Here is a 17,763-nt window from a genome sequence, read left to right on the forward strand (position 1 = left end):
CACGAGGGGCGAACCGGCATCCGGCTCGCCCCTCGTTCATGCTGCGCTCAGGCCCCGACGCCGCGAATCTGCGGATCGTGGAAGGTGCCACCGAAGACGCGCTCGCTGGCGCCGACGCGGTCCAGGTACGGCGTCGCCCCTCCGGCCTGGAAGGGCCAGCCGGCACCGAGGATCAGGCAGAGGTCGATGTCCTCCGGAGCGGCGACGACCTTCTCGTCGAGCATCAGCTTGATCTCCTGCGCGAGCTGGTCTTCCACGCGGCGCAGGATCGTCGCCTCGTCCACGGGGCTCGTGCCGACGCTGATCGTCTTCTTGGCCTCCTTGGTGAAGTCGGTCACCTTGCCGGCCTTGTCCTTCTCGACGACCTGGGAGAGCTTCGACAGGGCATGCATGTTCTCCGAGGCGTAGAAGCGTTCGGGGAACTCGCGCACCATCGTGTCCTGCACGTGGGCCGCGACGGCCCAACCGACCAGATCGATCAGTTCGAACGGGCCCATCGGCAGGCCGATCGGCGCGAACGCCCGCTCGACGACGGGAACCGGAGTGCCCTCGTCGACGGCGCGCGCAGCCTCGCCCATCACCTTGGCGAGGAGGCGGTTCACGACGAAGCCGGGGGCGTCGGCGGTGAGCACAGCGGACTTGCGCAGCTTGGCCGCCGTCGCGAACGCCGTGGCGAGTGTGGCGTCGTTCGTGGCCGGGGCCTTCACGATCTCGAGCAGCGGCATCACGGCCACCGGATTGAAGAAGTGGAAGCCGACGACGCGCTCCGGGTGCTCCAGGCCGGCACCGATCTGTTCGACGGAGAGCGAGGAGGTGTTGGTGGCGAGAATTGTCGTGGGGGAGACATGCTTCTCGACGTCGGCGAAGACCTGCTGCTTCACGGCGAGGTCCTCGAAGACGGCCTCGATCACCCAGTCGCAGTCGTGGAAGTCTGCCTTGTCGGTGGTGCCGGAGATCAGCGCACGGAGGCGGTTGGCCTCATCGGGGTTGATGCGGCCCTTCTCGGCAAGCGCGTCGATCTCATCGGTGATGTACGCCAGGCCCTTGTCGACCCGGGCCTGGTCGAGGTCGGTGATGACGACGGGAACCTGGAGCCGACGCACGAACAGCAGCGCGAACTGGCTGGCCATGAGCCCTGCGCCGATGATGCCGACCTTCGTCACCTTCTGGGCGAGCCCCTTGTCCGGCGCGCCGGCAGGCCGCTTGGCCCGCTTCTGCACCAGATTGAAGGCGTAGATGCTGGCCTGCAGCTGGTCGCTGATGATCCGATCGGCGAGGGCCTCGTCCTCGAGGGCGAAGCACTCCTCCTTTGTGCCGTTCTTCGCGGCCTTGAGCAGGTCAAGCGCGGCATAGGGCGACTGCGGAACGGTGCCGATGCGGCTCTCGAGCATCTTTCGCGCAATGCCGATGGCTGCATCCCACTTGACCAGGCGTTCGATCTTGCCCGGCGCGTTCTTGCGCTCGACCTTCGTCGTGCCGGAGATGACGCCGTCTGCCCAGGCGATGGAATCCTCGAGGAAGTTGACCGGGGAGAACATGGCGTCGGCGATTCCGAGCTCGAAGGCCTGCGGGCCCTTGAGCATGCGGTTCTGCTTGAGCGGGTTCTCGATGACGACCTTGAGTGCGTTCTCGATGCCGATCAGGTTCGGCAGCAGGTACGTGCCGCCCCAACCGGGGATCAGACCGAGGAAGACCTCGGGCAGCGCCAGGGCCGGAACGGAGCTGTCGATCGTGCGGTAGTCGGCGTTCAGCGGCAACTCGACGCCGCCGCCGAGGGCGAGGCCGTTGATGAACACAAACGACGGAACACCCAGCGTCGACTGCTTGCCGAACACAAAGTGCCCGAGCTGAGCCATCTGCAGGCCGATCTGTCGGTTCGGGATGTCGCTGATCTTGGAGAGGTCGGCGCCGGCCGCGAGGATGAACGGCTTGCCGGTTGTGGCGACGGCGTGGATCTCTCCGCGTGCCGCGCGCTCGGCGAGCGCGTCGAAGGTGCGGCCGAGCTCCATCAACGTCGCCGGGCCGAGGGTGTTCGGGCGGGTGTGGTCGCGGCCGTTGTCGAGGGTGACGAGCGCGAGCACCTTGCCGCTGGCCAGGGGCACGTCGCGCACGTAGCTGTGCGAGATCACCTCGTCGGCGGAGAGCTCTTCGAGCAGGGAGAAGTCAATCTTCGCGTATTGATTGATTGCAGTGTCAGTCATGTTCGCTGGCCTTACTTCTTCTTGCCGGTGTAGTTGGGGTTCTCCCAGATGACTGTTCCGCCCTGGCCGAGGCCGACGCACATCGCCGTCAGGCCGTAGCGCACCTCCGGGTGCTGCTCGAACTGTCGGGCGAGCTGGATCATCAGGCGCACGCCGCTGGCCGCGAGCGGGTGACCGATCGCGATCGCGCCGCCCCACGGGTTGACGCGCGTGTCGTCGTCCTCGATGCCGAAGTGGTCGAGGAAGGAGAGCACCTGGACGGCGAACGCCTCGTTCAGCTCGAACAGGCCGATGTCGGTGATGCTGAGACCCGCCTTGCGGAGTGCCTTCTCCGTGGATGGCACGGGGCCGAGCCCCATGATCTCCGGTTCGACGCCCGCGAAGGCGAAGCTGACCATGCGCATCTTGGCGCGGAGGCCGAGTTCCTTCGCCGTCTCCGCGCTCGCCAGCAGGCTGGCCGTCGCGCCGTCGGTGAGCGGGGAGGCGTTGCCGGCCGTCACGCGGCCATGCGGGCGGAACGGTGTCTTCAGACCGGCAAGGCCCTCCATCGTCGTCTCGGGGCGCATGCCCTCGTCCTGCGTGGCAAGACCCCAGCCGGCGTCCGTGCGCAGGGCGACGGACACCAGGTCGGGCTGGATCTGGCCGGCGGCGTACGCCGCGGCGACCTTCTGCTGGCTGCGCAGGCCGAAGCGGTCAGCACGCTCCTTGGTCAGGTGCGGGAAACGGTCGTGGATGCGCTCGGCCGTGTTGCCCATGTTCAGCGCGTCCGGGCTGACCAGACGCTCGGAGAGGAAACGCGGGTTCGGGTCGGCATCCAGGCCCATGGGGTGACGACCCATGTGCTCGACACCGCCGGCGATGACGAGGTCGTAGGCGCCGAAACCGATGCCGGAGCCGAGCGTCGTCACCGAGGTCATGGCGCCGGCGCACATGCGGTCGATCGCGAAGCCGGGAACCGACTTCGGCAGGCCGGCGAGCAGCGCGGCCGTGCGACCCAACGTCAGACCCTGATCGCCCTGCTGCGTCGTTGCGGCGATCGCCACCTCGTCGATGCGGTCCTTCGGGACGCTCGGGTTGCGCTCAAGCAGCCCGATGATGGCCTTGACGACGAGATCGTCGGCCCGGGTGTTCCAGTACATGCCCTTTTCGCCGGCTCGACCGAACGGGGTACGAACCCCATCCACAAACACGACTTCAGTTCTTTCGGCCACTTCGCCTCCATTGATCGAACAATCCTGTTCTGATCCTAGGAGGGCTCAGGGAGCGCCCTGAATCGTTTGCCGGTTTCTACGAGGGGGCCTCGGATGATTCGAGCAACGTTTGGTGGGCTTCTACAAAGGCGTCACTGATCTTCTGTGCGGTTGCGTCAAGCTGCCAGGGGCGCGCGCCGAGCTCTGTCAGGGCTTCGCCGATCGCTTCCGCGTCGACGGATGCCGGCGGGTGCCAGGCCACGCGACGCAGGTAATCCGGCGTGAGCAGATTCTCGAGCGGAATCTGCAGCTCCTCTGAGACCTCGTTCAGCGCGGTGCGTGCGGCCTTCAGCCGCAGATCGGCTTCCGGGTTGCGCTCCGACCAGACGCGGGGAGGCGGAAGAGTGTCTCCGTTGACCCGGACGGCTGGAATCTCGTCGGTGGCGAGCCCGCGTTCGACGGCCTCCCACCAACGGCTGAGCTCGCTGCGGCTCGCGCGGCCGGTGAACTCGCGCAGCTCAGACAGCGCCTTGCGGGTCGTCGGCATGGCCTTGACGACCGCGAGCAGAGACGAGTCGGGAACGAGCCTGCCAGGAGCGGTGTCGATCTCCTGCGCGTAGGCGTCGCGAGCCAGCCAGAGCTCTCTGGCGACGGCGAGGTTCCTGGCGCTCCGCACACTGTGGATGCCGGAGAGTCGGCGCCACGGCTCGGCCGCGAGCGGCTTGGCCTCCTTCTGCAGCACGGCGGCGAACTCCTGCCTGGCGATCTCCTCTTTGCCGGAGCTGACGAGCAGTTCCTGCAGGGAATCGCGCAGGTCGACGAGAAGCTCGACGTCGAGAGCGGCGTACTCGAGCCAGGAGTCCGGCAGCGGGCGGGTCGACCAGTCAGCCGCGGAGTGTTCCTTCGCGAGGTGGATGCCGAGCTGTTGCTCGATCACGGTTCCGAGCCCGACCCTGGCGAAGCCGAGCAGGCGGGCGCAGAGCTCCGTGTCGAAGATGACGTGAGGGTCCAGGCCGACCTCGCGGAGGCAGGCGATGTCCTGGCTGGCCGCATGCAGGATCCATTCGACGTCCGCGATGGCATCCTGCAGCTCGTCGAAGCGGCCGATGGCCGGCGGGTCGAAGAGGAAGACGCCGGCGTCGCGGCGGAAGACCTGGATCAGATAGGCGCGCTGCGAGTAGCGGAATCCGCTGGCGCGCTCAGCGTCGATGGCGATCGGGCCGGTTCCGGCGGCGATCAGTGCGACGGCGTCGAGATACTCGGCGCGGGTATCGATGACGTGACGCGCCGGCTCAGCCACGGGGCATCCGTTTCGGTGTCAGCACGCTTACGCCTTCCATAGTCGGTGGCAGTCCGGCGAGCATGCACAGGAGTTCGCCCCAGCCTTCGACGTGCGACGCGAGGTTGTGATCACGCGGAGTCCACGAAGCACGCAACTCAATCTGAGCGCCGTCACCCTGTGCAGAGAGTTCACCGAAACCGGTTGAGAGAGTCTTGGTCGCTGTGCCGGATGCCGCGGAATACTGCGCTCCGCGGGCGTCGAGCGCGTCGACCAACCATGACCATGCTACTTCGGCGAGGAAGGGATCGAGGCCGATCTCGGTTTCGAGCGGTGCCTGGGCGAAGCAGACGACCCGGAATCGACCGCCCCATTCCTCTGGTTCGTCCTCGTCGTACAACAAGATGAAGCGACCGGTTCCGTAGTCGGAATCGCTGCCGTGGCGGGCCGGGGACACATCGGCGGCCAATGCGACAGCGTGGGGTGCCAGACGTGCCGGTGCCGGAATCTCGGTGACGACGAGCTCCGCGCGGGTCTTGGCTCGACGCACCGCATCGAGTGCCGCTTGGAACTCCGGCGGGAGGTGGGGCGCTGGCGACGTTTCGGGCACGTGTGCAGACTAGAGTTTTTTCACGGCGCTGTCGGTGAGGCACGCCGAACGGCGTGGTTGACGGGGGCATTGCATGAACGCTCGGGTAACGGTTCGCACGACACCACGGTGGTTACGCGCGCTCGGCTTCATCGGCGTCGCGGTGGGCGGCCTCGCGATGATCGCCGGGGGCGCCATGGCGGTCGTCGTCGTCGTCTTCGCCCGCACGGTCGTGACGCCCCCGCGCGTGCGCAAGGACGACGTCGCGATCCTCGGCACCGAGTCGATCATCGTCGCCGGAGAGCACGAGCCGGTGCGAGCCATCGTGCTGCGTGCAACCGCCGACACGGTGCTCGATGGCCGTTACGGCCTCTGGTTCTCCGGCCAGAGCGGGCACGCCCGTGTCGGCGAGATCCTCTCCCGCGGCCAGACGACCGTGACGCGCCGACTGCTGCAGCGCGACTTCGGCGAGCTGAACCGCGCAGAGGGCGGGCGCTGGAGTGGCTGGTACTACCTCGGCCCCTGGGAGTTCGGGCTGCCGTTCGAGAACGTCACGATTCCCACTCTGCTCGGCCCGGCGCCGGCCTGGTGGGTATCGGCATCCGGCGACAGCACGCGCTGGGTGATCCAGGTGCACGGCCGTGCCGTGCGCAGACAGGAATGCCTGCGGGCCGTGCCGGTGTTCCATGAGGCCGGGATGCACAGCCTCCTGGTGTCGTACCGCAATGACGGCGAGGCGCCGGAGAGTCGGGACGGTCGCTACGGCCTCGGCGACACGGAATGGCAGGATGTCGCAGCGGCGATGCGCTTCGCCCGCGAGCACGGCGCAACGGAGATCGTGCTGATGGGCTGGTCGATGGGCGGCGCCATCGTGATGCAGGCGGCGTTGCGGGCAGAGGACCGCGATCTGGTGAGCGGAATCGTGCTGGAATCGCCGGCCGTGGACTGGAGCGACATCCTGCACTTCCAGGGAACCGGCTACGGGCTGCCTGCCGCGGTCAACGGCGCCGTGATCAGCACGATCGGTTCCCGGTGGGGTCGCGTGATCACGGGGCTTGAGCAGGCGATCGACTTCCCCCGCCTCGACATGGCCGTGCGGGCGGAGATCCTGGAGCTGCCGATCCTGCTCATGCACAGCGACGACGACGGCTACGTGCCGATCACCGGCTCACGGGCGCTGGCCGCTGCGCGACCGGACATCGTCACCTTCGAAGAATTCACGGTCGCCCGCCACACCAAGCTCTGGAACTACGATCCAGAGCGGTGGAACGGGGCGATCAGGCGGTGGTTGTCGGCGCGAGCCTGATCCGGATCTGCCGCTTGGTGCGCCCGAGCATCCCCGTCATGCCCCGGATGCGCAGCGGCGACACGGCCTGGGTCAGGCCGAGCGTCTGCGGGTAGTCGTCCGGAACGGCGAGGACCTGCTCCGGGCTGAGGCCGGAGAGCCCCTGCGCCAGGATCGATGCGAAGCCGCGCGTTGTCGGCGATTCCCGCGGCGCTGTCGCATAGAGCTGAACGGCGCCGGACTCATCGATCTCGACGAAGAGGAAGACGGGGGACTGGCATTCCTCGACGCGCTCGAACAGATCCGGGTGATCCTGATAGCGCTCTGGCAGTTCCGGCAGCTCGTTGGAGAACTCGAGCAGGAGCTGCAAGCGATCACGCTGTTCGAGGGCGAGGAAGTCGTCGCGGATCTCGGCGAGCTGCTCGGGGAGTTCCGTGCTGGAGGGCGCTGCGGTAGTCATCGGGACTATTGTCCCACGGTGCCCGTGGCCCTCGGCGCGATTCCGCGCTCCTCACCGACGGCGATCGGCACGCGCACGGCGCTACCCCATTCGGTCCAGGAACCGTCGTAGTTGCGCACAGCGTCGAAGCCGAGCAGGTGGGTGAGCACGAACCAGGTGTGGCTGGATCGCTCGCCGATGCGGCAATAGGCGATCACGTCGTCGCCCTCCCGCAGCCCTGCCTCGTCCTTGTAGATCGCATCGAGTTCTGCGCGGCTCTTGAAGGTGGCATCCGGTGCGGCGGCTCGCGCCCACGGAACGCTCGCCGCGCTCGGGATGTGCCCGGCGCGGAGTGCGCCCTCGGTCGGGTATCCGGGAATCTCGGTGCGCTCGCCCGTGTACTCCTCGACGGAACGGACATCGATGAGCGGGTTGCCGAAGTGCGCGAGCACGTCCTCCTTGAACGCGCGCAGGGTGCTGTCGTCGCGCTCGATCACCGGGTAGTCGACGGATGCCGGGGCCGGCGTCTCCGTCGTGAGCTCGCGCCCTTCCGCGATCCAGAGCGCGCGGCCTCCGTCGAGCAGTCGCACATCCTCGTGGCCGAAGAGCGTGAAGATCCAGAGCGCATACGCCGCCCACCAGTTGTTCTTGTCGCCGTAGAGCACGATCGTGCTGTCGCGGCTGATGCCCTTCGCTCCGAGCAGGCGCGCGAACTCCTCGCCCTGCACGAAGTCGCGCAGCACGGGGTCGTTCAGGTCGGTGTGCCAATCGATCTTGACCGCGCCCGGGATGTGCCCCGTCTCATAGAGGAGCACGTCTTCGTCGCTCTCGACGACGACGAGGCCGGGGGAGCCGAGGTGCGCGGCCAGCCATTCCGTTGACACGAGCCGCTCGGGGTGGGCGTACTCGGCGAACTTCGCGGTGGTGTCGTTCTCGACGGGCATGCTGGCCTCCTGAATTACGCCCGATCGGGCGAGGAATGTCGGTGGGGAGCAGATTAGGCTGGTTGCCAGTCCACTTCCTCGAATCTACGCGTCCTCGCGTGAGCCAGCGTGCCCTCCCGCAATGCTGCGCAACACGACCACGCGGTTCCCACAGCAGAAACGGCACGCGCACGCATGCAGAGTTCCACAGCACTTCGCCTGATCGATCGTTCGCCGAGCATCACGGGCAGCGAGATCGCGGGTGGGCTCGTGCCGCCGCCGCAGTTCGAGCATGCGTCGTTCGAGTCGTACCGACCGGATGCCGACTACCCGTCCCAGGCCGGTGCTGTCGAGCTGCTGCAGGAGTTCAACGGGGTGTGGCGGGCGCAGCGACCGGGCGGATTCTTCTCGCGCAACCGCAAGCCCAAGGCCGCTCTGCCCGGCATCTACCTCGACGGCGGCTTCGGCGTCGGCAAGACCCACCTCTTGGCCTCGCTCTGGCACGCCGCCCCCGGGCCCAAGTACTTCGGCACCTTCATCGAGTACACGGCCCTCGTCGGCGCGCTCGGCTACGCGGAGACGGTGAAGCTGCTGAGCGGGACCAAGCTCATCTGCATCGACGAGTTCGAGCTGGACGACCCGGGCGACACCATGCTGATGACGCGGCTGCTCGGTGAGCTGATGGAGACGGGAACCCGGGTGGCGGCGACATCCAACACCCCGCCGAACTCTCTCGGCGAGGGTCGCTTCGCCGCATCGGACTTCCTGCGCGAGATCCAGGCGCTGTCATCGAACTTCCAGACGGTGCGCATCGACGGTCTCGACTACCGCCGCCGCAACGTCGAGGGGCGCGCGACCACCGTCGATGACGCCGCACTTGAGCACATGGTGTCGACGATGGTTGGGCGCGGGACCACGGTGAGCTACGACGGATTCGACGAGCTCATGAAGCACCTGGCCACCGTGCACCCGTCCAAGTACATCAAGATGATCCGCGGCGTCGACGTGATCGGCCTCCGCGGCGCGCACGTGCTGCACAACCAGACCGATGCGCTGCGCCTGGTGGCCTTCATCGACCGTGTGTACGACGCCGAGATCCCCATCGTTGCCAGCGGCACCCCGCTCAGCGAGGTCTTCGACGACGACATGATGGGCGGCGGATACCGCAAGAAGTACCAGCGCGCCATGTCCCGCCTGATCGCCCTGACGACGGGCGAGCTGCCCCCGCACGACTGAGTTCGCGAAACATGCCCGTTACGTGGCACCCGTTTTCGTAACGGCGCCGAAACACGAGCGGCACTCTCGCCGAAATCTCGCAGGGCCACTCTGGGCTCGTACCCGAGAAGTGCACGGTTCCACCCCGAGGTTCTCGACAGGTACACCCCTGATGGAAACTTCGAGAGGTGTAATCATGGACACAGGCAGCATTGCTTGGGCGATCACAGCGACGGCACTCGTGCTGTTGATGACGCCGGGCGTCGCATTCTTCTACGGCGGGCTGGTCAAGGCCAAGAGCGTCGTCAGCATGATGATGATGAGCTTTGGAGCACTCGGCCTGATCAGCGTGCTCTGGATCCTCTACGGATTCAGCATGAGCGCGGTCAGCTCGCCCGGCGACTTCGCGGGCAACCCCTTCGCCGACTTCGGCCTCAGCTCGCTCGCAACCGGTGAGTCGGCGAACACCGATCTGCTCGGCGCGACATTCGGTGCGACGTTCGCCATCATCACCGTCGCGCTGATCTCCGGTGCCATCGCTGACCGGGCGAAGTTCGGTTCGTGGATGATCTTCGCCGGCATCTGGGCGACGCTCGTCTACTTCCCGGTCGCGGCCTGGGTCTGGGGTGGTGGCTGGATCATGGAGCTCGGCACCACGCTCGGCCTCCCCAACGTGATCGACTACGCCGGTGGAACCGCCGTGCACATCAACGCCGGTGCGGCAGCGCTCGCTCTCGCCCTGGTCCTCGGCAAGCGTGTCGGCTTCCAGAAGGGCATCACCAAGCCCCACAACGTTCCGCTGGTGCTCATGGGTGCCGCGATCCTCTGGTTCGGCTGGTTCGGATTCAACGCCGGTGCCGAGTGGCTGAACGGCCTCGCGAACGTCGGCCTCATCGTCGTCAACACCCTGGGTGCGACCGCGGCCGCGATCCTCGGCTGGATGGTCGTCGAGAAGCTCAAGGACGGCAAGGCCACCTCGGTCGGTGCGGCATCCGGTGCGGTCGCCGGTCTCGTCGCCATCACCCCGGCCTGCGCCAATCTCGAGCCCGGTTGGGCCCTGGTTCTCGGTGTCGTCGCCGGTGCCGTCTGCGCCCTGGCCATCGAGCTCAAGTTCAAGCTCGGCTTCGATGACTCGCTCGACGTCGTCGGCATCCACCTCGTCGGTGGAATCATCGGAACCCTGTACCTCGGATTCTTCGCCATCGACACCGGCCTCTTCACCGGTGGCGACTTCGGACAGCTCACCGTTCAGGTCATCGCGGCCGGCGCCGTTCTCGTCTACTCCTTCGTCATCGCCCTCGCCCTGGGCTTCGCGATCGAGAAGAGCATCGGCTTCCGTATCAAGAACGAGGATGAAGTTGCCGGCATCGACACCGTCGTGCACGGCGAGGAGGGTTACGCGCTCAACAACGCATAGCAGTAGCGCAGGCTAACTGCGCGAAGGCGCTGAGCGCGTACTACAGGCGGCGTCGTTTGGAACCGGCGAAGCCGAGCGGTGGGGCAGTGTTGGTGTGAAGGAATTCACACCGCACTGCCCCTTCGTCTGTGTCGCCCGTCTGTGTCGCCGGCTATGCACGGCGCCCCCGATATGGTTGTCTGCGGGGGTCGGCTGATACGCGCCCTGCGCTTCGAGAGGACCCCGTGAACTACGACGATGCCGGTTTCGTCCTCGCCTTCTCGGCGCTGATCCCGGTGCTCGGGCTCGGCCTCGGGCTGCTGGCCGGGTTGCGCAGGCCTCAGTTCCCCGTCGTCGTCATCGCCAGCGCCGCACTCCTCCTACTGTGGCTGTTCTTCGGTGCGCGCGCGGTGCTCGGTGCCGACGCCTCCTTGTCACTGAGCGTCTACTACGGGTTGCTCTTCTCGCTCACCGCCGTGCAATTGAGTCCGATCCTGCCGCGCGAGCCGCGTGCGCGCACACTCGGGTGGGTCGCTTTCGTCCTCGTGTGGGCGCTCGTGGCGCAGCTGGCCATTTCGGCGTGGACGCTCAATCTGGTCGACGGCTGGCTCGTGGCCTCGCTCGGCCTGCTCGACTTCGGTGGCAGCAGCATGCTCTTCATTTCCACTGCCGCGGCCGGGCTGGCCTGTCTGCTCGTGCAACGCAGTCGCGGGCCGATCATCGCCGTTGCTACACCGCGTCGTGCCGTCGCCACCATCATCCCGCTCTGGGTGGGCTTCTTCGCGCTGACGGTCGGATCAGAGGCCGTGCCTGACCAGATCGCGGTGGATGCCGCGGTGAACACCCTGCTCGCACCGCTCGGCGGCGTCGTCGCCTGGGTCGTCGTCGAGCACATCCGTCACCACCGTGTGAGCATCGGCGGCGCCGTGCGCGGCATCTTCGCCGGGCTCGTCGCGGTGACGCCGGCCGCCGATGTGCTCTCTCCGTTCTGGGCCTGCATGCTCGGGCTCGCCGCCGGGGCGGTGGCGGCAGCACTCGCCGGTCCCCGCGGCTCCGTGCTCGGCCTGCTGCTCACCCAGCTCAGCGCTGCCGCGCTCGGCTGCGTCTTCATCGGCATCCTCGGCGACGGCGTCGGCGGCCTCATCACGGGCAGTTGGGCGCAGCTGGGCACCCAGCTGTTCTCGATCGCGGTGGTCGCCGGGTTCGCCTTCCTCGTCGCGGGCCTGGTCGCCCTCGCCGTCGGGCGAGTGATGGTGAGCGCCGGGTGGTCGCGTGAGCGCCCGGAGCCCGTGGGATAGCCCACGCCCCTGACACCGCCAAACACTCCGCTGGGTGAGCCTGTCGAAACCCACCCGCCGGACACGCTTCGAGCCCCAAGCTGGCTTGAGGGAGCGCCAGCGACCGAAGCCCTGACACCACCCAACACTCCGCCCGCTCCCACGCTGGCTTGAGGGAGCGCCAGCGACCGAAGCCCTGACACCCCCCGAACACTCCGCTGGTTGAGCCTGTCGAAACCCTGATACCGCCGGACTCGCCTCTCTCCGACGCTGGCTTGAGGGAGCACCAGCGTCCGATGCCCTGACACGCCCGAACTCCCCGCCCCTGCCCACGCTGCCTTGAGGGAGCGCCAGCGACCGAAGCCCTGACACCACCCCACACTCCGCTGGTTGAGCCTGTCGAAACCCCGAACACCCCGTTGGTTGAGCCTGTCGAAACCACTTGATCACGGTTGGGTCACGGTCCACTCCTTCTGTGGATAACCCCTGATACCGACCCCGTTTGCAGCAGTCCGTGTCGGTGGTCGGTGAGACGCTTCATGCATGAGCGAAGCAGTGGTGCAGCTTCCCGGATCGGCCACCGACCCGGTCATCACCCAGTGCCTCACCGGGCTGGCTTCGGGCGTCGCCCAAGCCGGAGCCGTCCAAGCGGAGCAGTACCGCGTCATCGAAACCGCCCGCTCCCACGCCGTCGCCACCGCCGACCCCATGGGCCGGACCCGCCGCATCGAGGAAGAGTTCGCCCTCCGCAGCATCACGGCCGAGCTCGCCCTCGTCCTCCGCGTCCACGAGCGCACCATGACCGGGCTGATCTACGAGGCCAAGCAACTCGGCACCGTCTTCACCAAGTCGCTCACCGCTCTCGCGGCCGGCACGGTCGGGCAACGCCACGTCCGCGAGATCCTCGCCCAAGCCATCTCCCTGCCGCCGGAGCTCCACGCCCGCTTCGAAGCCGAAGCACTGCTGAACGCGGCGACACAGACCCCGACGGCGTTCCGCCGCACGGCGGCCCGGCTCCGAGAACGCCTCCACCCGGACTCTCTCACCCTGCGGGCGGCGCAGGGCCGCACCGAGCGGCGGCTCTGGTTCGAACCCGCCGCGGACGGCATGGCGTGGCTGCACCTGCACCTGGAGGCGGAGAAGGCCATCGCGATCGCGGAACGGATCAGCCACCTCGCCGACCACGCCCAAGCCGAGGCGCTCGACACGGCTCACCTCGCCGACACGGAGGCGGCGCTCAGCCCGGGAACGCACGCCCAGTTGGAGGCGGACATCGCCGCCGAACTGCTGCTGCTCCCGCCGACACCGCCCTCCAGCAGCGCGGAGGGCACACAGCGGTCGCGGATGCCGGGGCTGGCGTTCTCTCGCCCCGAGGTCTTCGTGGCCGTGCCGAAGCTGACGATCCCGTACGCGACCCTGATCGGCCAATCAGATGAGCCGAGCGAGCTGCACGGCTACGGACCGATCGACGCCGACACCGCCCGCCGCCTCGCCGCCGCCGCCCCCACTTTGCACCGGATCCTCGTCGACCCGGTCGACAACACCCCACTCCAGCTGGACCCGACCAAGTACACGATGACGAAGGCGCTGCGCCGGTGGATCCTCTATCGGGACCAAATCTGCCGCTTCCCTGGCTGCAGCCGCACAGCCGAGCGGTGCGAGATCGACCACACCCACCCCTTCGAGCACGACGGGCTCACCGAGGAGTGCAATCTCGCGGTGCTCTGCAAGAAGCACCACCGGCTCAAGCACAACTCCTGCTGGCGCGTGATGCAACTCGGCCACGGTGTGCTCCGCTGGACCAGCCCGGCCGGCCGCACCTACGACACCCACCCGGCCCCGCCCGGCAGCCGACGACCCCCGCCGGGTTCACCGGACGAGCCGCCGCCCCCGCCGGTTGAGCCACTCCCGCTGGTTGAGCCTGTCGAAACCCGGATGCGATACCCGGACACCCCGCCGTTCTGATTGTGTTCTCGCAGCTGATCCAGCTCACGCCGAGTTCTGGCCGCCGTCGGAGCGCGCGACTACCCTGAACGCATGTGTGCGAGCTACGGACTTGAGACCACGCCAGACGAACTGGACGAGCACTTCGCCTTCGATGAACGCGGTCGCAATGCGGCCGTTGTCGAGTGGCTGGCCGCGAACGCAACGGAGGTCGTGAAGCCGACAGGGCCGCGCGCCCTCAACCTCAACCCGCTGGTGCGCGAGCGCGTCATCGGCGACGACCCGGTGCGTCAGCTTGACCTGGCGTGGTGGCAGATGTGGATCGGCGGCCAGCGCCCGAAATTCTCGACAATCAATGCCCGCAGCGAGAACCTGCTGAAGGGCGTGTGGGCCGGCCCGACGAAGGCGCGCCGTGCCCTCGTCCCCGTCACGCACTACTTCGAGAAGGGCCGCCGTTTCGACCTCGGGGGAGAGCTCTTCAGCATCGGCGCGATCTACACCATCAACCGCACAGACGCCGCCCCGACGCCGGACGGCTGGCTCCCCACCTACGCCATCGTGACTCGGCCGGCTGCGAGCCACGTCGAGGAGATCCACGACCGGATGCCGCTGATCATCCCGCCCGAGATGTACGCGGATTGGCTGGCCCCAGATCTCGCCGGCGACCAGACCCTCGTGGATGCCGCGCTGGCGGCCTCAGAGGAACCGTCGCAGCGGGTTCAGATGCATGAGCTCGAAGGAAGGTAACGACAGTACCTGTTGCGCGGCGCTCTCGCGCGGCATCCTGAGAAGGAAGCGAAGGGAACACGCAATGCACAAGCGAACACTGGGACAGGGACTCGAGGTGTCGGCGATCGGGCTCGGCGCGATGGGGATGTCGATGAGTTACGGGCCGAATCCGGGCGACCGCGATGACATGATCGGCGTGCTCCGCTACGCGATCGAGAGCGGGACCACATTTATCGACACTGCGGAGGTCTACGGTCCATACGTCAACGAGGAACTGGTGGGTGAAGCCATCGCCCCGCTGCGCGACGAGGTCATCGTGGCGACGAAATTCGGTTTCGACATCGTCGATGGCGCGAACCGCGGCACGGACTCGAGGCCAGAGCACATCCGCACGGTTGCCGATGCGTCGCTCCGGCGCCTGGGAGTCGACACGATCGACCTGTTCTACCAGCACCGCGTCGACCCGTTGATCCCGATCGAGGATGTCGCGGGCACGGTCGCCGAGCTGGTGCGCGAGGGCAAGGTCAAACACTTCGGCCTCTCCGAGGCCGCTGCGAGCACGATCCGTCGTGCGCACGCCGTGTTCCCCGTGACGGCCGTTCAGAGCGAATACTCGCTGTGGACGCGCGATCCAGAGGCCGAGGTACTTCCAGCCTGCGCGGAGCTGGGCATCGGTTTCGTACCGTTCAGCCCGCTCGGCAAGGGCTTTCTCACCGGAACGGTCGACGCCGGTGCCAGCTTCGGCGCAGGGGAGATTCGCGCGCGCGTTCCCCGCTTCGCACCGGAGAACCTCGCCGCCAACCAGGCGCTCGTCGATGAGGTGCGTGCCCTCGCCGCGCAGCGCGGTGCAACGCCCGCTCAGGTCGCGCTCGCCTGGTTGCTCGCCCAGCAGTCGTTCATTGTGCCGATTCCGGGCACCAGACGGCGCGAGCGGATCGACGAAAACGCCGGCGCCACCGCTGTGGCTCTCTCGGCGGATGACATCGACGGCTTGAACCTGCTGGTCGAGCGCATCGGCGTCGCAGGCAACCGCTACGACGAAGCAGGGATGCGCGCAGTCGGGCTGTGACGATCTGCCGATCCGCCGGTCGGGCGCGCGGGCGCGTCCGACCGGCGCGCCGCACCGCAATCCGGAGCCAAGCTGGGCATGACCGCCATGATGTGCACTATGAACCCACCTGCGCGGAGGCCGGACCGCACCCTGCTCGTCATCCTGATCGCGATCGCCGCACTCGTCATCATCGCCGTGGTCGTCGTGTTCACGCGTGGCGCTCCGACGGCACTCGACCCCGATACGCCTGAGGGCGTCGTTCAGGGCTACTCGGCTGCGGTGATCGACGGCGACACTGAGGCAGCCCTCAACTACCTCGCGCCGGAGGTGCGCGAACAGTGCGACGGCTTCGACAGCGTGTACACCGAGAATCTGCGCGTGGCGCTGGTCGACAGCACCGATCGCGGTGAATCGGCCACCGTGACGGTGTCGTTCGTCACCAGCTATGAGGGCGGATTGTTCGGCTCATCGTCGTCCGAGAGCACCGAGTCGTTCTCGCTCGTGAAGAGCGACGATGCATGGGTGATCACCGCGGTGCCATGGCCGCTCGCGATCTGCGCAGCATCGGCGGTCTACTGATGGCTGACACGACTGGCTCGGCACAGCACACGGTTCGCCGCGTGATCGCGTATGTGCTGCTCTTCGTGCTCGTCACGGTCGCCGGCATGGGCATCTCCGGCGTGCTCGGGCGCGTCCTCGACTCCGGCTCAGAGATCGTCCGCGGCGGAAGCTCCGATCTCGCGCAGTCGCTCGCCTTCACGGTGATCGGTGCGCCCCTCGCCGCCCTGCTGTGGTGGTGGCTCTGGCGCCGGCTCGACGAGGGGACGGAGCGCGCCGCGCTGTCGTGGGGGCTCTACCTCAGCGGCATGTACGTCGTGTCGCTCATTGTCTTCAGCGTGGCGACGGTGGATGCCGCGAACTCGGTGATCCGCGGTGCATGGGACCCCGCCCGGTTCGCGACCGCCCTGGTCTGGTTCGGGATCTGGCTTGCCCATCTCGCGATGTCGCGGCACGACAGGCGACCGCTGCGTCTGGCCACCGTCCCCGTGGTTCTCGGCGGCGTGTACGGCCTCATAGCGGCAAGCAGCGGTGCCGTGAGCGCGCTCGGTGCGCTGCTGAACAGCGCGATCCGCGGCGCGAGCGCCCTGGTGCTGGTCGGGGAGAGCGTGTTCTCCCCGATGACCACGGGGGTGCTCTGGTTCATCGTCGGCGGTGCGGTGTGGTGGTTGCACTGGGTGCGCGGCGGCGCGTCGCGGGTGACTGGCGGGCTCGCCTCCGTCGCCCTGATCTGGGTGGGAGTGCTCGGGGCCAGCCTCCTGTCACTCAGCGGGATCTGGATGAGCGTGTTCGTTGCCCTCCGTCTCGCCTTCGACCGCCTCGAGCCGATCGCCGTTATCACCGAGCCGCTCGGCGACGCGGTCGCGGCCGCGCTCATCGGTGCCGTCGTGTGGCGCTACCACTGGCTGGTCACGCGGGAACGCACCGGCGGCGTGCAGCGGGCGAGCAGCGTCGTTGTGGCCGGGGTCGGCATGGCCGCAACGGCGTCCGGGATCGGCGTCATCATCAACGCCCTGCTCGCGACGCTCAGCACCTCGATCGCGGGTTCGGACCCGCGTACCCTGTTACTCGGCGGTCTGAGCGCGTTCCTCGTCGGCGGTGTGGTCTGGTGGTTCGCCTGGAAGCCGGCAGACCCGGTCTCCGATGCGGACCGGCGCGACACCTCGCGCCGCGTCTACCTGGTGGCCGTGTTCGGCGTCAGCGCCATCGTCGCCCTGATCGCGCTCCTGATCGTCGGCTACGGGGTGTTCGTGTTCGCACTCGACTCCACGACGGGCACGAGCCTGATCGAGCAGGTGCGCGCCCCGCTCGGGCTGCTGATCGCGACGGCGGCGGTGTTCGGCTACCACTTCAGCGTCTGGCGGCGTGATCGAGCAGCGGTCGCCCTCACAACCCCCGTCCGTGAGCGCACGATCGGCGAGGTGATCCTGGTGACCGATGCCGCATCGACGGGGCAGCGGCAGCTGATCGAGCAGCTCACCGGAGCCAGCGTCACCACCTGGGTGCGCGCCGCTGCGCCGGGGGAGTCGCCCGCGGAGGTGCCGAACCACGCCGATGAGCGCCTCAGCGAGGCGCTGAACGGCGTCACTGCAGCACGGCTGCTCGTCATCACCGGAGCGGACGGAGCGGTGCAGCTCGTGCCACTGGCCGAGTGACGTCGAGCGATAGGTGTGGTGGGCAGGACGTG

At 67.7% G+C, this 17,763-nt stretch carries 15 protein-coding genes; 9 read left to right on the plus strand and 6 right to left on the minus strand.

The genetic code is table 11. The features are described from left to right. Positions 1 to 47: 47 nt before the first annotated feature. From ASC66_RS17100 to ASC66_RS17115, 4 genes are all read right to left on the minus strand, one after another. Complete coding sequence (locus tag ASC66_RS17100; RefSeq protein WP_055842579.1) at positions 48 to 2,201, minus strand: 3-hydroxyacyl-CoA dehydrogenase NAD-binding domain-containing protein; 2,154 nt, start codon at positions 2,199 to 2,201, stop codon at positions 48 to 50. A gap of 11 nt (positions 2,202 to 2,212) precedes the next feature. Continuing rightward, positions 2,213 to 3,412, minus strand: a complete 1,200-nt coding sequence (locus ASC66_RS17105; RefSeq protein ID WP_055842582.1) for a thiolase family protein — start codon at positions 3,410 to 3,412, stop codon at positions 2,213 to 2,215. Positions 3,413 to 3,488: 76 nt separating this feature from the next. Next, complete coding sequence (locus tag ASC66_RS17110; RefSeq protein ID WP_055842584.1) at positions 3,489 to 4,691, minus strand: HRDC domain-containing protein; 1,203 nt, start codon at positions 4,689 to 4,691, stop codon at positions 3,489 to 3,491. Further along, positions 4,684 to 5,280, minus strand: coding sequence for a DUF3000 domain-containing protein (locus ASC66_RS17115; RefSeq protein ID WP_055842587.1), 597 nt, complete (start codon positions 5,278 to 5,280; stop codon positions 4,684 to 4,686). The genes ASC66_RS17110 and ASC66_RS17115 overlap by 8 nt, the downstream gene beginning before the upstream one ends. A 73-nt stretch (positions 5,281 to 5,353) precedes the next feature. On the opposite strand from ASC66_RS17115, the gene ASC66_RS17120 reads away from it, so the two are divergent. Beyond that, complete coding sequence (locus ASC66_RS17120) at positions 5,354 to 6,565, plus strand: alpha/beta hydrolase (RefSeq protein ID WP_055842589.1); 1,212 nt, start codon at positions 5,354 to 5,356, stop codon at positions 6,563 to 6,565. Here the strand turns inward: ASC66_RS17120 and ASC66_RS17125 are convergent. Both ASC66_RS17125 and ASC66_RS17130 read right to left on the minus strand, forming a co-directional pair. Next, positions 6,537 to 7,004 carry a SufE family protein gene (locus tag ASC66_RS17125; protein WP_055842593.1) on the minus strand — a complete coding sequence of 156 codons (468 nt, stop codon included), beginning with the start codon at positions 7,002 to 7,004 and terminating at the stop codon, positions 6,537 to 6,539. The genes ASC66_RS17120 and ASC66_RS17125 overlap by 29 nt on opposite strands. A 5-nt stretch (positions 7,005 to 7,009) precedes the next feature. Beyond that, a complete protein-coding gene (locus ASC66_RS17130) occupies positions 7,010 to 7,927 on the minus strand; it encodes a sulfurtransferase (RefSeq protein WP_055842596.1) in 918 nt (305 codons plus the stop codon). A gap of 174 nt (positions 7,928 to 8,101) precedes the next feature. On the opposite strand from ASC66_RS17130, the gene zapE reads away from it, so the two are divergent. The 8 genes from zapE (at position 8,102) to ASC66_RS17170 (ending at position 17,731) form a co-directional block, all read left to right on the plus strand. Then, the gene (gene zapE, locus ASC66_RS17135) at positions 8,102 to 9,142 is read left to right on the plus strand and encodes a cell division protein ZapE (protein WP_055842599.1); all 1,041 of its coding nucleotides are present in this window, start codon (positions 8,102 to 8,104) and stop codon (positions 9,140 to 9,142) included. 175 nt (positions 9,143 to 9,317) lie between these two features. Then, the gene (locus tag ASC66_RS17140; protein WP_055842602.1) at positions 9,318 to 10,538 is read left to right on the plus strand and encodes an ammonium transporter; all 1,221 of its coding nucleotides are present in this window, start codon (positions 9,318 to 9,320) and stop codon (positions 10,536 to 10,538) included. A 224-nt stretch (positions 10,539 to 10,762) separates the two neighbouring features. Beyond that, entirely contained in the window at positions 10,763 to 11,815 is a 1,053-nt protein-coding gene (locus ASC66_RS17145) for an ammonium transporter (RefSeq protein WP_055842605.1), read from the plus strand. Between the two features lie 522 nt (positions 11,816 to 12,337). Further along, a complete protein-coding gene (locus tag ASC66_RS17150; protein WP_082492477.1) occupies positions 12,338 to 13,759 on the plus strand; it encodes an HNH endonuclease signature motif containing protein in 1,422 nt (473 codons plus the stop codon). Positions 13,760 to 13,831: 72 nt separating this feature from the next. After that, complete coding sequence (locus ASC66_RS17155) at positions 13,832 to 14,485, plus strand: SOS response-associated peptidase (protein ID WP_082492478.1); 654 nt, start codon at positions 13,832 to 13,834, stop codon at positions 14,483 to 14,485. A gap of 64 nt (positions 14,486 to 14,549) precedes the next feature. Further along, on the plus strand, positions 14,550 to 15,536 hold the full coding sequence (locus ASC66_RS17160) for an aldo/keto reductase (RefSeq protein WP_055842611.1): 987 nt from the start codon (positions 14,550 to 14,552) through the stop codon (positions 15,534 to 15,536). Positions 15,537 to 15,635: 99 nt separating this feature from the next. Then, entirely contained in the window at positions 15,636 to 16,097 is a 462-nt protein-coding gene (locus ASC66_RS17165; RefSeq protein WP_055842614.1) for an LpqB family beta-propeller domain-containing protein, read from the plus strand. Next, complete coding sequence (locus tag ASC66_RS17170; protein ID WP_157509844.1) at positions 16,097 to 17,731, plus strand: DUF5671 domain-containing protein; 1,635 nt, start codon at positions 16,097 to 16,099, stop codon at positions 17,729 to 17,731. The genes ASC66_RS17165 and ASC66_RS17170 overlap by 1 nt, the downstream gene beginning before the upstream one ends. Positions 17,732 to 17,763: the final 32 nt, after the last annotated feature.

It is taken from the genome of Leifsonia sp. Root4 (genome assembly GCF_001425085.1).
In the GTDB taxonomy this organism is placed as follows: Bacteria; Actinomycetota; Actinomycetes; order Actinomycetales; family Microbacteriaceae; genus Microterricola.

Excerpts from the sequence above, each read along its gene's own strand:
- ASC66_RS17100 (WP_055842579.1), bottom strand. The coding sequence starts at position 2,201 with ATGACTGACACTGCAATCAATCAATACGCGAAGATTGACTTCTCCCTG.
- ASC66_RS17120 (WP_055842589.1), top strand. The coding sequence starts at position 5,354 with ATGAACGCTCGGGTAACGGTTCGCACGACACCACGGTGGTTACGCGCG.
- ASC66_RS17125 (WP_055842593.1), bottom strand. The coding sequence starts at position 7,004 with ATGACTACCGCAGCGCCCTCCAGCACGGAACTCCCCGAGCAGCTCGCC.
- ASC66_RS17130 (WP_055842596.1), bottom strand. The coding sequence starts at position 7,927 with ATGCCCGTCGAGAACGACACCACCGCGAAGTTCGCCGAGTACGCCCAC.
- zapE (WP_055842599.1), top strand. The coding sequence starts at position 8,102 with ATGCAGAGTTCCACAGCACTTCGCCTGATCGATCGTTCGCCGAGCATC.
- ASC66_RS17140 (WP_055842602.1), top strand. The coding sequence starts at position 9,318 with ATGGACACAGGCAGCATTGCTTGGGCGATCACAGCGACGGCACTCGTG.
- ASC66_RS17150 (WP_082492477.1), top strand. The coding sequence starts at position 12,338 with ATGAGCGAAGCAGTGGTGCAGCTTCCCGGATCGGCCACCGACCCGGTC.
- ASC66_RS17155 (WP_082492478.1), top strand. The coding sequence starts at position 13,832 with ATGTGTGCGAGCTACGGACTTGAGACCACGCCAGACGAACTGGACGAG.
- ASC66_RS17160 (WP_055842611.1), top strand. The coding sequence starts at position 14,550 with ATGCACAAGCGAACACTGGGACAGGGACTCGAGGTGTCGGCGATCGGG.
- ASC66_RS17165 (WP_055842614.1), top strand. The coding sequence starts at position 15,636 with ATGAACCCACCTGCGCGGAGGCCGGACCGCACCCTGCTCGTCATCCTG.
- ASC66_RS17170 (WP_157509844.1), top strand. The coding sequence starts at position 16,097 with ATGGCTGACACGACTGGCTCGGCACAGCACACGGTTCGCCGCGTGATC.